Origin of the sequence: Aquibium microcysteis, from assembly GCF_014495845.1 — a bacterium.
In the GTDB taxonomy this organism is placed as follows: Bacteria; Pseudomonadota; Alphaproteobacteria; order Rhizobiales; family Rhizobiaceae; genus Aquibium; species Aquibium microcysteis.
Genome location: NZ_CP061080.1, coordinates 5,488,634 through 5,504,681 on the forward strand (window position 1 = coordinate 5,488,634; position 16,048 = coordinate 5,504,681).

10 protein-coding genes are annotated in these 16,048 nt (G+C 70.2%); 5 read left to right on the forward strand and 5 right to left on the reverse strand.

From position 1 onward, the window contains the following. Positions 1 to 2 precede the first annotated feature (2 nt). Both IAI54_RS25860 and amrB read left to right on the forward strand, forming a co-directional pair. On the forward strand, positions 3 to 3,020 hold the full coding sequence (locus tag IAI54_RS25860; protein ID WP_235679174.1) for a caspase family protein: 3,018 nt from the start codon (positions 3 to 5) through the stop codon (positions 3,018 to 3,020). Continuing rightward, complete coding sequence (gene amrB / locus IAI54_RS25865) at positions 3,017 to 4,747, forward strand: AmmeMemoRadiSam system protein B (protein WP_187969906.1); 1,731 nt, start codon at positions 3,017 to 3,019, stop codon at positions 4,745 to 4,747. Before IAI54_RS25860 ends, amrB begins: the two co-directional genes overlap by 4 nt. Here amrB and IAI54_RS25870 read toward each other — a convergent pair. Both IAI54_RS25870 and IAI54_RS25875 read right to left on the reverse strand, forming a co-directional pair. After that, the gene (locus tag IAI54_RS25870; protein ID WP_187969907.1) at positions 4,717 to 6,537 is read right to left on the reverse strand and encodes an MORN repeat-containing protein; all 1,821 of its coding nucleotides are present in this window, start codon (positions 6,535 to 6,537) and stop codon (positions 4,717 to 4,719) included. The two genes, amrB and IAI54_RS25870, sit on opposite strands and share 31 nt — an antisense overlap. 130 nt (positions 6,538 to 6,667) lie before the next feature. Continuing rightward, positions 6,668 to 7,750: a trypsin-like serine peptidase gene (locus tag IAI54_RS25875; protein ID WP_187969908.1), complete on the reverse strand. Its 1,083-nt coding sequence runs from the start codon at positions 7,748 to 7,750 to the stop codon at positions 6,668 to 6,670. Positions 7,751 to 8,029: 279 nt separating this feature from the next. On the opposite strand from IAI54_RS25875, the gene IAI54_RS25880 reads away from it, so the two are divergent. After that, positions 8,030 to 9,064: a serine protease gene (locus IAI54_RS25880; protein ID WP_235679175.1), complete on the forward strand. Its 1,035-nt coding sequence runs from the start codon at positions 8,030 to 8,032 to the stop codon at positions 9,062 to 9,064. A 114-nt stretch (positions 9,065 to 9,178) separates the two neighbouring features. Here the strand turns inward: IAI54_RS25880 and hemA are convergent, their stop codons facing one another. From hemA to IAI54_RS25895, 3 genes are all read right to left on the reverse strand, one after another. Next, complete coding sequence (gene hemA / locus IAI54_RS25885) at positions 9,179 to 10,393, reverse strand: 5-aminolevulinate synthase (protein ID WP_187969909.1); 1,215 nt, start codon at positions 10,391 to 10,393, stop codon at positions 9,179 to 9,181. Positions 10,394 to 10,623: 230 nt separating this feature from the next. Then, positions 10,624 to 11,316, reverse strand: a complete 693-nt coding sequence (locus tag IAI54_RS25890) for a GntR family transcriptional regulator (protein ID WP_187969910.1) — start codon at positions 11,314 to 11,316, stop codon at positions 10,624 to 10,626. Positions 11,317 to 11,321: 5 nt separating this feature from the next. Continuing rightward, the gene (locus IAI54_RS25895; protein ID WP_187969911.1) at positions 11,322 to 12,725 is read right to left on the reverse strand and encodes a formimidoylglutamate deiminase; all 1,404 of its coding nucleotides are present in this window, start codon (positions 12,723 to 12,725) and stop codon (positions 11,322 to 11,324) included. Between the two features lie 297 nt (positions 12,726 to 13,022). On the opposite strand from IAI54_RS25895, the gene hutI reads away from it, so the two are divergent. Together hutI and hutH are read left to right on the forward strand one after the other, a co-directional pair. Then, positions 13,023 to 14,189 carry an imidazolonepropionase gene (gene hutI / locus IAI54_RS25900; protein WP_187973360.1) on the forward strand — a complete coding sequence of 389 codons (1,167 nt, stop codon included), beginning with the start codon at positions 13,023 to 13,025 and terminating at the stop codon, positions 14,187 to 14,189. 222 nt (positions 14,190 to 14,411) lie between these two features. Continuing rightward, a complete protein-coding gene (hutH, locus tag IAI54_RS25905; RefSeq protein WP_187973361.1) occupies positions 14,412 to 15,947 on the forward strand; it encodes a histidine ammonia-lyase in 1,536 nt (511 codons plus the stop codon). The last annotated feature ends 101 nt before the right edge of the window (positions 15,948 to 16,048 follow it).

A 16,048-nucleotide genomic window follows, 5' to 3' on the forward strand; every position in this document is an offset into this window, starting at 1 on the left:
CCTTGCGGCTCGTCGTCCGGTTCGCGCTGCGCGCGGCCACCGTGATGCTGCTGGCCGCCGTCTTCGCGGCCACCGGCTTCGTGCCGCTGCGGGCCTCGGAAACGGTCGATTTCCACCTCGACCTCGACACCGGCGGCCACCGCGCCCTGGTCAAGGCCATCGCCTTCACGCCCGACGGGAATTTCCTCGTCTCGGCCTCCGACGACAAGACCATCCGCGTCTGGGACTGGCGGTCGGGCATTTCGCTGCGCACCATCCGCGGCCAGATCGGTCCTGGGCAGGAAGGCAAGGTCTTCGCTCTCGACGTCTCGCCGGACGGCGCCACCATCGCCGCTGCCGGCTGGTTCGGCCCCTCGGTCGGCGACAGTCCGCCCTATGGCGACGTGCGTCTCTTCGACCTGCGCAGCGGCCGCCTGGTGTCGGTGCTGAAGGGCAACCCCTGGGTCGTCCACGACGTCGCCTTCTCGCCCGACGGCACGCGCCTCGCCGCCGCCGGCCAGGAAGGCTTCGTCTACCTGTGGAAGAAGGACGAAGCGGGTGCCTGGCAGCCCGAGACGCGGCTCGACGGCGATTCGCTGCGCATCGAGAAGGTCGCCTTCGCCGCCGGCGGCACCCGCCTTGCCGCCGTGACGGAAGACTACGGCATCCGCCTCTGGGATCTCGCCGACATGAGCCCGGTCGAGATGCCCGATGCGACGGTGCTGGAAGACGTTCCGGTGCGCGCGCTCGCCGTCTCGCCCGACGGCGCGCTCTTCGCCACCGGTGCCGACGACGGTCAGGTGCATGTCTGGCGCGCCGACGATGGCGGCCTCGCCGAAACCGTGCCGCAGCGCGGCTTCGCGGTCGGCGCGCTCGTCTTCGCGGAGAGCGGCCGCGCGCTGGTCGTCTCCTGCGGCTATCGCTGTGCCGGGCGCTTCGAGCAGTCCGTCTGGCGCTTCGGGGCGGGCGAGGGGGCCGGCTATGCCGGTCATGACGACACCGTCTGGGCCAGCGCCGCCACGCCGGACGGCGCGCTCGTCGCGACGGCGGGCGGATCGCGCAAGGAGATCCGCCTGTGGGATCCCGCCACCGGCGAGACGGTGGCCGAACTGAAAGGCATCGGCAGCCCGGTGATGGCCGTCGGCGTCACGCCGGACGGCGGCGCCATCGCCTGGGGCAGCGATGACCCCTGTCCAGATCTGGCGGCCTGTCCCGAACGCCAGTCGGCGCTCGCCAACGTCATGCCGCTGCCGGCCGAAGGCCGCTTCTTCGAGCGTCCGCGCGCGACGCAGGAGGTCGGCGGGTTCCTGCGCGCGATCCATGCGCAGGCCGGCTGGTCGCTGGTCGCATCCGCCGGCGAGGACAGCCCCGTCCCGAACGACGTGCTGGAGATCCGCCGCGACGGCGCGACGCTCCACCGCATCGCCAACGACGCCACGAACGGCTTCCTGCACGCGGCTTTCACCCTTCTCTCCGACGGTCGAAACCTCGTCACCGGCGGCAGCGACGGCACGCTGACCATCCACGATCGTCAGACGGGCGGCTACGTCATCACGCTGGAGGACGGCCACACCGGCGAGGTCCACGCCATCGCCGAGGCGCCCCAGGCGGGCCTCCTCGTCACCGGCAGCGACGACCAGACGCTGAAGCTGTGGAACCTGCAGACGCGCCGGCTCGTCGCCACCTTCTTCTTCGCCGGCGGCGAGTTCATCGTCTGGGTGCCGCAGGGCTACTACTACTCCTCGCCCGACGGCGACGCTCTGGTCGGCTGGCACGTCAACCAGGGGCCCGACAGCGAGGCCCGCTTCGTCCGCGCCCGCCAGTTGAAGCAGTACCTGTTCAGCCCCGAGATCGTCCGCCGGGCCCTGATCCTCGCCGATGCCGAGGCCGCCGTGCGCGAACTGCGCGGCGTCGACACCGAACTCGACCGCCTGCTCGCGCGCCGCCCGCCCGAGTTCCAGGCCCGCGTGCTGGAGAGCGACGCCTCGCGCGAGGGCTTCGTCGCCGTCGAGATCACCGGCGCGGCCGGGGCCGGCGCCAGCGTCGCCGAATTCGCCGTCACCGCCAACGACCGCCGCATCGACGGCTTCGAGACCCGCGCCGTCTCCGGCGGCGATGCCGACCGCATCGTCATCGAGGTCCCGGTCCAGCCGGGCGAGAACGAGATTTCCATCGCCGGGCTGAACGAGTTCGGCTATCTCACCGAGCGCTCCGTCAAGGCCATCGGCCGCATGCGCCAGACCGACCGCGCCGCCGGCACGCTCTTCGTCGTGGCGATCGGCGTCGAGGACTATCCCTTCCTGCCGCGCGCCTGCGGCGGCCGCTCCTGCGACCTCGCCTTCCCGGTCGACGACGCGGCCGAGTTCCTTCGTCTCGTCGACCAGCGCACCCGGCCGCTCTACCGGGAGATGAAGACGCTGGTCTTCGCCAATGCCGATGCCCTCGCGGAGACGAAGGCCGCCCGCGAGACGTCGCTCTTCGCCAACGTCATGGAGCCCGAGTCGGATCTGATCCTCGACGAGATCGAGGATTTCCTCGCTGAGGCCGGTCCCGACGACACCACGATCATCTTCGTCGCCGGCCACGGCATCAACATCGACGAGGACTATTATTTCATTCCGACCGACGGCCGCCAGCGCGAGCCCGACCGCTGGCAGCGCTCCTCGCTGGTCGATTGGGAGACGATCCAGCGCGCCGTCGAGCGCGCCAAGGGCCGCCGGCTGATGCTGGTCGACACCTGCCATGCCGGCAATTCCTTCAATCCTCGCCTGGAGAAGGACGCCGAGGACGCGCGAATCATCGTCTTCTCCGCCACCGCGGCCAACAACACCGCCGCCGAACTGCCCGAACTCGGCCACGGCGTTTTCACCCATGCCCTCCTGCAGGGCATGAAGGGCGGCGCCGATCCGACCGGCGAGGGGGTGAGGCTGCTGTCTCTCGCCGATTTCGTCGACCGCGAGGTGCGCCGCCTCACCGCCGCGCGCCAGGCGCCGGAATACTACATCTCCAAGGTCGACAACTTCGTGGTCGCCAAGCCGTGACGTTGCTGCTCAACGGGCTGCGCCGGCTGGTCGTCGTCCTCGCGCCGCTCCTCCTGCCGCAGGTCGCCGTCGCGCAGGACTGCGCCGGCGAGGGGCCTGCCTTCCCCTCGGTCTATTCCGACGACGTGTTGTTCCGCGACGCGCTGCGGGCCGCCGGTTCGATCGCGCCGTCGTCCGTGCCGCTCACCGGCGTCACCGTTCCGCATCACCTTCTGGCGCCGCATCTCGTCGCCGAGGGGCTGAAAGCTGCCACGGGCACGCGCTACGACCGCATCCTCCTCGTCTTCCCCGACCATTTCCGCGGCACAGCAAGGCCCTTCGCCACCACGCTGCGCGACGTCGAGACCGTCTTCGGCACCGTTCCGACCGATCGCGCGGCCGCCGCCGCGCTGATCGCGGCCGATCCGGCGCTGGTCGACGGTACTTCCTGCCTCTTTGGCCGCGATCACGGCCTGCAGGCGCTGCTGCCCTTCGTGCGCGCGCTGTTCCCGGACGTGCCGGTGCTGCCCGTCGCCGCCTCCGTGCGCAGCCGGCGCGCCGACTGGGACGCGATGGCGGCACTCCTCGCGCCCTTCGCGGGCGAGGGCACGCTCGTTCTCCAGTCGACCGACTTCTCGCACTTCCTGCCGCACCACGCCGCGCGCATCCGCGACCAGCAGACCCTCAACGTGCTCGCCGCCGGCGATCTCGACCAGATCGCCGCGCTCAGCCAGCCCGGCCACGCCGATTCGGTCGCCGCCCTCGTTGTGCAGGAGACGCTGCAACGCCGCCGCGGCGCCATCCGCCTCGTCGTCGCCAGCGAGAACGGCCAGGAATACGACGACCGCCCGGTGGCCGAGACGACGAGCTACATGGTCGTGCTCTACGGCCGCTTCCCGGAGGGAATGCCGGCACCCGACTGGCCGCGCTCGCAGGTGGTCTATCTGGCCGGCGACACCAGTTTCGGCCGTGCCATGCAGCGCCTGCTGCTCGATGACCGGGCGGCCGAGGCCATCGCCGAGGCGGTCCTGTCGCGCACGGCCGGCCGGCCGCTGCTCGTCAATCTCGAAGGCGTCATCCTGCCCAACGTCCCCGGCTCGCTCGACGACATGACCCTCGCCATGCCGGCCGAACTCGCGCTCCCCTGGCTGAAGCGGCTGAACGTGGTCGCGGCCGGCCTCGCCAACAACCACGCGCTCGACCTCGGCGAGGCGGGGCTCGCCGAGACGCGGCGGGCGCTCGACGAGGCGGGCATCGCCCATGCCGGGCAGGGCGGCGTGCTGCCGCTCGCCGGCCTCGACGTCGTCGTGCTCAGCGATGTCGGCCAGAACGGCACGCGCCACCATGATCTCGTGACGCCGCAGCTGCTCGACGGTCTGCCCGATCGCCCGGCCAGCCGGCCGCTCGTCGGCTTCGTCCACTGGGGCAGCGAATACGCTACTTCGCCCGGCCGGCGCGAGCGCGAACTGGCGCAGGCCATGTCGCGCCGCGCCTTCGCCGCGCTCGTCGGCGGCCATTCGCATGTGGCGAGCACGACGCTCGAGGCCCTGTCGGGTGGCGATACGCTGCTTGCCCATTCGCTCGGCAATTTCATCTTCGACCAGTCGGCCGACCGCGCCTCGGGCGCGCTGCTCGAAATCCGCAGCTTCGCCCAGGGCACCTTCTCTGCCCGCCTCGTGCCGCTGCCGAACCTGTTCGAGACCGGACGGCGCGCCGTTCAGCAGCCCGGACCGAAACTGTCGAGATAGCAGGCCGGCAGGCGCATCGTCGGCGCGTAGAAATTCTCGCGCGGCCGGAAATAGAACAGCGTCACCGGCTTGCTGCGGCGGATGCTGCCGTCGGCGAACTGCGCCGTCGCCTGGAATCGGTGGACCGAGCTCTGGTCGGCGGACACCTTGAGGCGCGCGGTGTAGTCGCGGATGGTCTTGTTGCCCCGCACCGGCAGGTCGATCGCATAGCCGGTCTGGTCGAGCGGCAGCTTGACCTCGATGTAGCGCAGCGCTTCGGGCGACAGGCCGAAACTGTCGCCGCATTCGGCCATGCTGCGCTCGATCTCGATCTGCGCGAGATGAATGTCGACGGAGAAGGTTTCCACCGTGTCGTAGCGGTTGCCGGCAGCGTCGGCCCAGCGGTAGGTCAGTTCGCCCACCGCCCGCGTCGAGATCGTGTCTTCGCCGAAGACCATGCCGGCGATCTCGCCGAAGTCGACCGTGTTGAACACCTGGCCCCGGCAGATGCCGAGCTGATCGTCGGAAGGGCAGGGAAACCGCTTCGTCTCGAGCGTCGTCACGTCGACGCCCGCCTCGATCAGCGCATTGCGGACCGAGACGTCGATGCCCTCGTCGAACCGTCCGATCGGCACCGCGAAACTCCGCGTTTCCGGCTGCGGCTGCGGGTTGTCGTCATAGCTGCGCTCGCCCGTGAACCGCAAGGTCACTTCGGCATCCTCCACCTCGCCCCATCCATGGTTGACGAAGGAGAAGCTCGGGCGGAAACCCACGCATCCGCTGTGCGACTGCAGGGTCAGCATCGGCTTGCGGTAGGACTCGCTGCTCGCCACCTCGATCCGCACCGCGTCCAGCTTCACGCGGGAATTGTCGGTGGTCGCCAGCTGGCCCTCCAGGAACACCGGCGAAACGTCTTCCGCGGCGGCCTGGAAGACCATCCGGTACTCGTCGATCTCGCCGTTGCCGTTCCACGCCCGGTTGACGTCGTCGCTGACCGGGTAGATGGCGATGTCGTCGGCGCGCATCAGGTGCTGGTAGCGGGTCTCGCTCTGCTGGTTCATCCGCTGGTCGACGGTCACGGAAAACTCCGTGCGCGCCGCCGCATCGCTGCCGGTCTGGATCCGCAGCAGCCCGCCGCCGCCGGCGTCGGCCAGCGCGTCCGGCCGCTCGCTCGTCTCCACGCCCATGGTCCAGGAGGAGGCGTAACGCGTTCCGCCGGGAAGGGTGGTGGTACCCGTGCCATGCCGAACACCCGCCACGAACCGGCCTTCGAAGATCTCGCCGTTTGCCGCCAGATAGCGGCCTTCGCCGTCCGGCCTGCCGCCGCGAAACGCGCCCTCGTAGCGGTTGCCCTGCGCGTCGACCTGGATACCGGGACCATCGAGCAGTCCGTCGCGCCAGACGCCTTCGAAGGTCTCGCCCGAGCGGCGCTCGAGCCGGCCGCGGCCGTGCGGACGACCGTTCCGCATCTCGCCGGTGTAGACCGAGAAGACGGCGGCCGGGTCGTAGCTCGCCGCGCCGCGCACGCGCCATGTCAGCGTCCCGCGCCCGCCGAGCGCGCCGCCGGTGTCCAGCTTGGGCATCGTGTCCCGTTCCGGTTCCCAGAGGAAGTCGAGGTTCCGTTCGGGCTCGGTGTCCCAGACGCGAACCGTCCGGCGCATGATCGACCGGTTCGCCGGATCGTGGAACACCTGGACCCGTTCGTTCCAGGCCCCTGTCGCGGCATCGGCAGCCAGGCCCGCGGAGGCCCAGACGCAGGTCAGGGCGAACGCCGCCGCAGCCACGATCCTCGCCGCTCCAGCCCTGCGCATGCCCATCCCTCCTCGCCATGCCTGCCGGACGCGAGTGAACCAAAGGCGCGGCCGTGGCGCAACCATCGACCGCGACGAAAAAAGGCGGCCGGATCGCTCCGGCCGCCGGGACTGTGCCGAGTCGGGCGGATCAGTTCGCCTTGGCGATGCCGTTCACCCACTGGAAGTACGGCTTGTTGAGGCGCAGCGCGATGTTCTCGGTCTGCGACTCGGCGATGTTCACGCCGACGATGTAGCGCTCCTTGGTCTGGCCGTTCAGCTCGTAGACGGAGCTGCCGCTCGACCCGGGATAGGTGTCGCACAGATAGGAGAAGTTGTTCTCCGTGGCCGTCGCCGGATCGACCGGGCAGGCCGTGCCCCACATCGTGCTCACCGGCTTGTCGCCCGGATAGCCGACGATGTTGGCGTTGAAGGCATAGGCCGGGTCGTAGGTGGCGTAGCCCATCCAGCCCACCGTGTCGCCGGCCGGCTTGTCGAGGATCAGCACGGCGAGGTCCCACGGCACCACGGAGCCGTAATAGCCCTTGTAGTTGGTGATGTAGCCTTCGAGGATGTAGGCGTCGACGAAGCCGAAGCCGCCATAGGGCGCGTCGTTCTGGCCGTTCAGGCCCGGATAGAACTCGTAGTCCGACAGCCAGCCGCCGTCCTCGTGGCTGTAGAGGCAGTGCGCGGCGGTGATGACGGCGCTCTTTCCGATCAGCGTGCCCGAGCAGATGCTCCACTCGCCCTTGCTGTTCTTCGACCAGATCTGCCCGATCGTGTTGAACGGGTACTTCCTGGTGTCGGTGATCTGGATGCGGTCGTCCTCGCCGAAGACCTGGCGCGATCCTTCCTCGAGTTCCTGCTCCAGCGCGGAGCCGGGCTTCTCGACGATCGCCGACGTGCCCTTCAGGGAGGACTTGATCTGCTCGATCAGTTCCGGATCCGGCGCGATCTCGCGCACCGAGCCGTCCTTGGAGCGGGCGCGGGTCACGAAGCCCTTCTGCAGCTCTTCTTCGGTCGGCATCGCCAGGTCGCGGCTGGCCTCGCCTTCCTCGATCTTCGGCGTCCGGTCGACGACCTTGCGGGCGGACAGGTCCGGCCCTTCGATCGACGCGCGGGGCGATTCGCCGGAACCGGCATTGCCCGACACGCTCTGCGCGAAGGATGCCGAAGGGATGGCCGCCGCCGAGATCAGGGCGGCCGTCATCAAGGTCGTATGCAGTCTGTTCATGAAAATATTCTCCCAAGCCCATAGAGCGACCGCACAGAACAGACAAATCATGACCAATTCGTGATCGCCCGGACACACCCCGCAGGGCGTGCGGATTGTGCGCGCAAGATATCGATACGCGTCTTCCGCAACGTGATGGCCGGCAAGGACCGCCGCAAAACTTCCACTATTGGACCCGACAAACCGCTTCCGTTTCGTCACGGGCCGGGGTTTGATGACGAAACGACGGGCGCCGTTGGTCGGGGTCCGGGCTCGACAACAGTCTCAGGAGGTACATCGATGCTCATGAACAGGACGGTCGCGGCAGCGGTCGCCGCGGGGGTCGCCCTTGGCATCACGCCATTGTCGGCGGGGGTGACGTCGCTCGCCACGGCCCATGCGCAGGACGCGCAGGCGAAGCCGGAGGCCTCGCCGATCAGCCGCGTTCCCGAGGCGCGCAAGGCGGCGCGCGAGAGCGGCGAGGGCGACCGCGTCATCGGCGGCACCGCGGCGCAGGAGGGCGCATGGCCGTTCCAGGTCGCGCTGCTCACCGCCGACTATCTCGGCGACGATCCGGCGACGCAGCTCGACGCGCAGTTCTGCGGCGGCAGCCTGATCTCGCCCGAATGGGTGCTCACCGCGGCGCATTGCCTCTACGACTATGGCGAGGCGGTCGATCCCGCCACCGTGGTCGTGCTGGTCGGCGCCACTGCGCTGGTCGGTGGCGAACGGATCCCCGCGGCCGAGGTCATCGTTCACGAAGCCTATGACCCGCAGGCGTTCGACAAGGACGTCGGCCTGATCCGGCTGTCCCGGCCGGCCACGCAGCCGGCGGTCAGAATGACCGCGAGCGACGTCCAGGCCGGAGCGGCCATGGTCACCGGATGGGGCAAGATGGCCGACGGCGGCTTCCCCGACACGCTGATGCAGGCCGATCTCGAACTCTTCCCCAACGAGGCCTGCAATGCCGGCATCAAGGAGATCTACGCCCGCGACCTGAAGCTCGTGCTCAGCGACTACGGCCGCCGCATGCGCGTCACCGAGGACGGGATCGATCAGGCCACCCGGCTGATCGCCCAGACCATGCGCGATCCGCTGACCTCCAACATGATCTGCGCCGGCACCACCAGCGGCGCGCGCGACGCCTGCAACGGCGATTCGGGCGGCCCGCTCTTCATGACGGGTGAGGGCGGCCCCGTGCAGGTCGGCATCGTCAGCTGGGGTGAAGGCCCGCTCGATTCCAGCATCGCCTGCGGCCACGCCAACGCCTACGGCGTCTACACCCGCGTCTCCAGCGTCCGCGACTGGATCACCGCGAAGACCGGCGTGAAGTAGCTGCCGGCCGGTCTCCGCATCGCGGCTGAAAGCACGAAGGCCCGGATCGCAGGATCCGGGCCTTCCTGTGTTCGAACCCTGCGGTGATCGACGCCGCGGCGTGGTCCGCCCGGACTACGCCACCTTCCTGGCCAGCGCGCAGCGCGACCAGAGGTCCGACAGGGCGCCGGCGAGGTGGTCGATGTCGGCGTCGGTGTGGAACGGCGTCGGCGTGATGCGCAGCCGCTCGGTCTTGCGCGGCACCGTCGGATAGTTGATCGGCTGCACGTAGATGCCGTGGCTGTCGAGCAAAAGGTCCGACAGCCATTTGCACTTGGCCGCGTCGCCCACCATCACCGGCACGATGTGGCTCGGGTTCTGCATGGTCGGAATGCCGATGCCGTCGAGGCGCGCGCGCACCTTGCGCACCCGCTCCTGGTGGCGGGCGCGCTCCATCTGGCTCTCCTTCAGGTGCCGGATCGAGGCCCGCGCGCCGGCCGCCACGTGCGGCGGCAGCGCGGTGGTGAAGATGAAGCCCGAAGCGAAGGAGCGGATGTAGTCGCAGAGCGCCGCCGAGCCGGCGATGTAGCCGCCGACCACGCCGAAGGCCTTGCCCAGCGTGCCCTCGATCAGCGTCACGCGGTCCATCAGGCCCTCGCGCTCGGCGATGCCGCCGCCGCGCGGCCCGTAGAGGCCGACCGCGTGCACCTCGTCGAGATAGCTCATCGCGCCGTGCTTCTCGCAGACGTCGAGGATGTCCTTGATCGGCGCGATGTCGCCGTCCATCGAATAGACGCTCTCGAAGGCGACGATCTTGGGCCGCTCCGGCCCGTATTCCGACAGGATCCGGTCGAGGTCCTCGACGTCGTTGTGGCGCCAGATCCGGCGCTCGGCCTTCGACTGGCGGATGCCCTCGATCATCGAGGCGTGGTTGCCGGCGTCCGACAGGATCACGCAGTTCGGGATCGTCGAGCCGAGCGTGCCGAGGGCCGCCCAGTTCGAGACGTAGCCGGAGGTGAACAGCAGCGCCGATTCCTTGCCGTGCAGGTCGGCGAGTTCGTCCTCGAGCAGCACGTGGTAGTGATTGGTGCCGGAGATGTTGCGCGTGCCGCCGGCGCCGGCGCCGCAGCGGTCGATCGCCTCGTGCATGGCCGCGATCACCTTGGGGTGCTGGCCCATGCCCAGATAGTCGTTCGAGCACCAGACGGTGACCTCGCGCGTCTGTCCGTCGACATGGCGGGTCGCCCGCGGAAAGGTGCCGCGCTGCCGCTCCAGGTCGGCGAAGACCCGGTAGCGGCCCTCGCCGCGCAGGCCGTCGAGCTTCGTGGCGAAAAAGGCTTCGAAGTCCATTGGTCTTTTCTCCTTGGAGGCGTTCTAACCTTCCGCGCCGCCTTTGTCTTCCCTTCGGGACGCGTCAAATTGCACCATTCGCGATGTTCCGACTGCAGTCGGTCGGCAGCCGTCGCGTCCCGTGTCCCGTCTAGACGCCCCTGACGGAGCTTGCGTTGATATGCCTCAAGGAATCGTTGACCATCCGACCGTCCCGCGCGCATGCCTCCGGTTCCGGGCCGAACATCCGGTCACATGTCCATCACCATCGTGTGAGAGGGCGGGTGGACCATGCGCACGAGCGTGATCGACCGGCCGGACAGCCACGTCACCCGCTCGGCCACGAAGACGGCCGCGCCGGGCTCCAGGCCGAGCATCCGCGCCTCGACCGGCGTGGCGATCGCCGCCGCGAAGCCGAACCGCGCCTGCGAGAACGGCGCGTTGGCGACCAGCCATTCGTTCGGGCCGACGGCGTCGAAGCGCTCGCCGCCGGCTGCCGGAACGGTGTCGAGATTGATCCAGCGGTCCTCGTACTGGTAGGGCCGGCCGTCCGCGGCATGCAGGCACGCGACGTGCAGCCCCGCCGCTCCCGCCGCGATCCCCAGCCGCGCCGCCACGGCCTCCGGCACGGGGCGTTCCTCGCGCGAGATCAGCCGGTATGCGTAAGCCATTCCTGACGCTTCGATCTCCGCGCGCACGAGCGGGATGACGAATCGCGCCTCCCGCACCGGATGCAGCGCCACGCGCGTTCCGGACTTGCGCTTGCGTTCCACCAGTCCGGCGCGGGCGAGTTCCTGCAGCGCGCGGTTCACCGTCGCCCGCGCGGCCCCGAACTCGGCCGCCAGCGCCTCTTCGCCGGGAATGATCTCGCCCGGCCGCCAGAGCCGCATCGAGATGCGCCTCTCGATCTCCGCCCGGATGTCCTTGAACGAGGTGCGCCGCATCGCGTCTAGATCCGTCCGAGGATGGCCCCGACGGCGGCCGCGTAGCGATCCGCGATCGCGTCGCGCGCGACGTGCCGGCCCGCGCGCACGGCGTGGCGGCCGGCCGACCAGAGGTCGGTGACCGACCGGTTCGAGCCGGCGAAGACGAAGCCGTCGAGCAGCCGGTCGCCCGAAAGGCCCGGGAGCCCGTCGCGCGCGGGGTCGATCGCGACCAGGTCGGCGAAGAGGCCGGGGGCGATCGCGCCCGAGTCCCGCCCGAGCGCCCGAGCGCCGCCGGCGAGCGCCCTTTCGTAGAGGTTGCGTCCCGCCGACTGGCCGAGCCCCGCCAGGACGACGCGCGCCCGGTCGCGCAGGCGCTGCGAATATTCGAGCTGGCGCAGTTCCTCGGCGACTGCAATGCGGATGTTGGAATCCGAGCCGATGCCGAACCGTCCGCCGGCCTCCAGATAGTCCGCGCCGTTGAAGATGCCGTCGCCGAGATTGGCCTCGGTCACCGGGCAGAGCCCCGCCACGGCACCGGTGGCGGCGAGCGCCCGCGTCTCGGGCGCCGTCATGTGGGTGCAGTGGATCAGGCACCAGCGCTGGTCGACATCGTGATTGTCGAGCAGCCACTCCATTGGCCGCGCGCCGAAGACGGCCAGCGTCTCCTCGATCTCCTTCTCCTGCTCGGCGATGTGCATGTGGAACGGTCCCTCTGCCGCCTGCGCCAGTGCCGCAAGATCGACGGCGCCCACCGCCCGCAGCGAATGCGGCGCGGTGCCGAGGCCCGTGTCGGCCGGCAGGTCGCGCAGGACCTCCCGCGCCCGCGCGTGCAGCGCGAGGAACCGGTCGAGCCCGTTGCCGAAGCGCAGCTGACCGCCGGCGAGCGGCCGCCCGTCGACGCCGCCCTGCGCGTAATGCACCGGCAGCAGCGTCAGGCCGATGCCCGTCTGCACCGCCGCCGCCGCCATCCGCGCCGACAGTTCGCCGAGGTCGGCATAGGGCGTCCCGCCCGGCTGGTGGTGCAGGTAGTGGAATTCGGCGACCGCCGAAAACCCCGCCTCCTGCATCTCCAGGAAGGCGAAGGCGGCGATCGCCTCGATCTCGTCGGGCGTCAGCACGTCGAGAAAGCGGTACATGATCGCCCGCCAGGTCCAGAAACTGTCCCGCTCCGACGGCCCGCGCGCCTCCGACAGCCCGGCCATGGCGCGCTGGAAGGTGTGGCTGTGCAGGTTGGACGGGGCAGGGAGCAGCGCGGCCGCCCGGTGGTCGCCCGGCTGCGCCGCAACCCCTGTCGCCACGTCGGCAACCCGCCCGTCCGGGCCGATCGAGACGCGAACGTCATTCGCCCAGCCGGAGGGCAGGAGCGCCGTGGCGGCATGGATTGCCGCCCCGTCCCACGCCTCGTCGCACACCCCCTCCGCCGTCATCCTCGGGCTCGTCCCGAGGATCTGCGACGCTCCTCCGGAGCCGCGCCCTCCCTTGCCGGGTGTGCCGGCCGCGCCCGGGTTGCAACCCTCGGCAGATCCTCGGGACAAGCCCGAGGATGACGACAGAGCCGGGGGCGATGACGGCGTCGGGTGTGATGACGCGGTGTCCTTCGTGGATCGCATGGTCGTCCCTTGACTCATTATGTCTATACATAATAGCCTGTTTCTCGCATTTGAAAACACCAATCATCGGACGAGCCGTTGCGCCGCATCCTCACCGACCTCGCCATCGCGACCATGCAGCCGGACGCTGCGCCCTACGGGCTCGTCTCCGGCGGCGCCGTCGGCGTCGAGGACGGCCGCATCGCCTTCGTCGGCCCGCAGGACGACATCCCGGCCGACTGGCGCGGTGTCGGGACGGAAGCCTTCGGCGGCCGGCTGATGACGCCGGCCCTGGTCGATTGCCACACCCATCTCGTCTTCGGCGGCGACCGCGCCCGCGAGTTCGAACTGCGGCTCCAGGGCGCGACCTACGAGGAGATCGCGCGGGCCGGCGGCGGCATCGTCTCCACCGTCGCCGCCACGCGCGCGCTGTCGGAGGACGACCTTGTCGCCGCCGCGCTGCCGCGGCTCGACCGGCTCATCGCCGAGGGCGTCGGAACCGTCGAGATCAAGTCGGGCTACGGCCTCACCGTCGACGACGAACTGAAGATGCTGCGCGCCGCCCGCCGCCTGGGCGAATTGCGCCCCGTGCGCGTGAATACCAGCTACCTCGGCGCCCATGCCGTGCCGGCCGAATACAAGGGCCGATCCGACGCCTATCTCGACGAGGTGGTGCTGCCTGGCCTCGATGCCGCGCATGCCGCAGGCCTTGCCGATGCGGTCGACGGCTTCTGCGAGGGCATCGCCTTCTCGCCGGCCCAGATCGCCCGGGTCTTCGATCGCGCCGCGGTCCTCGGCCTGCCGGTCAAGCTGCATGCCGAGCAGCTCTCCGACCTCGGCGGCGCGAAGCTCGCGGCCTTCTGTGGCGCGCTGTCGGCCGATCATCTCGAATATCTGGGCGACGATGGCGTTTCCGCCATGGCCGCGGCGGGCACGGTCGCCGTCCTCCTCCCCGGCGCCTTCTACTTCCTGCGCGAGACCAGGCTGCCGCCGGTGGCCGCCCTGCGCGAGGCCCGCGTGCCCATCGCGCTCGCGACCGACTGCAATCCCGGCTCCTCGCCGATGACCTCGCTGCTTCTGGCCATGAACATGGGCTGCACCTTCTTCCGCCTGACGCCCGAGGAAGCGCTCGCCGGCGTCACCCGCAACGCCGCCCGCGCCCTCGGCCTCGCCGACGAGATCGGCACCATCGCCCCCGGCAAGCGCGCCGAACTCGCCATCTGGGACGTCGCGCATCCGGCCGAACTGGCCTACCGCATCGGCTTCAATCCGCTGTACCGGAGGATCGTTGAACATGAATGACGGTTGCGCTCTGTCGCGCCCCCCTCTGCCCTGCCGGGCATCTCCCCCACGAGGGGGGAGATCGGCCGTCGCCGCGGCTTTCGCCAATCCCGAACGGCGCAGGAGATGCGCCGGCACTCGAGCTGCCGATCTCCCCCCTCGTGGGGGAGATGCCCGGCAGGGCAGAGGGGGGCGCGAAGGAACGGGAGGGTTCGATCGCTGTCGATCGGCGGCTGGAGTCCCATCATGATCACCCTCCACCCCGGCGCCGTCCCGCTCGCCACCCTCGAACGCCTCTACCGCTCGCCCGAGCCCGCCCGCCTCGACGACGCCTTCCGTCCCGGCATCGCGGCCGCCGCCGCGCGCATCGCCGAAATCGCCGGCGGGTCGGCGGCCGTCTACGGCATCAACACCGGCTTCGGGAAACTCGCCAGCGTGCGCATCGCGGCCGGGGACGTCGCCACCCTGCAGCGCAACCTGATCCTGTCGCATTGCTGCGGCGTCGGGCAGCCGCTGCCGGCCGACGTCGTGCGGCTGATCATGGCGCTGAAGCTCGTCTCGCTCGGCCGCGGTGCCTCGGGTGTCCGACCGGCGACGGTCGACCTCATCGAGGCGATGCTCGCGCGCGGCATCATCCCCGTCATCCCCGAAAAGGGCTCCGTCGGCGCCTCGGGCGATCTCGCGCCCCTTGCCCACATGACCGCGGCGATGATCGGCGAGGGCGAGGCTTTCCTCGAGGGCGTCCGCATGCCCGCCGCCGCCGCCCTGGCCAAGGCCGGCCTCGCGCCCGTCGTGCTCGCCGCCAAGGAGGGCCTGGCGCTGATCAACGGCACCCAGGTCTCCACCGCGCTGGCGCTGGCCGGCCTGTTCCGCGCCCACCGCGCCGCCAATGCGGCGCTGGTCACCGGTGCCATGTCCACCGACGCGGCCATGGGCTCCTCCGCCCCGTTCCATCCCGAGATCCACACGCTGCGCGGCCATCGCGGCCAGATCGACACCGCCGCGTCGCTCTGGCGCCTGCTCGACGGCTCGCCGATCCGCGAAAGCCATCTCGAGGGCGACGAGCGCGTGCAGGATCCCTACTGCATCCGCTGCCAGCCGCAGGTCGACGGCGCCTGCCTCGACATCCTGCGCATGACCGCGCGCACGCTGGCGATCGAGGCCAACGCGGTCACCGACAACCCGCTCGTCCTGTCCGACGGCTCGGTCGTCTCCGGCGGCAATTTCCACGCCGAGCCGGTCGCCTTCGCCGCCGACCAGATCGCGCTCGCCATCTGCGAGATCGGCGCGATCGCGCAACGCCGCATCGCGCTCCTCGTCGACCCCGCGCTCTCCTTCGGCCTGCCGGCCTTCCTGGCGAAGAAGCCCGGCCTCAACTCCGGCCTGATGATCGCCGAGGTCACCTCGGCGGCGCTGATGAGCGAGAACAAGCAGATGGCCCATCCGGCCTCGGTCGATTCGACGCCTACCTCCGCCAACCAGGAGGACCACGTCTCGATGGCCTGCCACGGCGCCCGCCGCCTGCTCGCCATGACCGACAACCTCGCCGGCATCATCGGCATCGAGGCCGTCACCGCCGCGCAGGGCATCGATTTCCGCGCCCCGCTCGCCACCAGCGCCCTGCTGTCCCGCGCCCACGCCGCCATCCGCGCCGTGGTCCCGACGCTCGACGTCGACCGCTACATGGCGGGCGATCTCGAAGCCGCGGCCGACCTGGTCCGCTCTGGCGCCCTCAACGCCAGCGTCGGCGACGGCGTGCTGCCGGGGCTGGAGGGGTGAGGGGAGGTCCGATGGCTGGCGAAGGAACTCTGCACCAGGCACCTCCCCCTGTCGGCCGTTGGTGCGAGGCACCCGCCGGCGTCGGAGGTTGGTGCGATGGT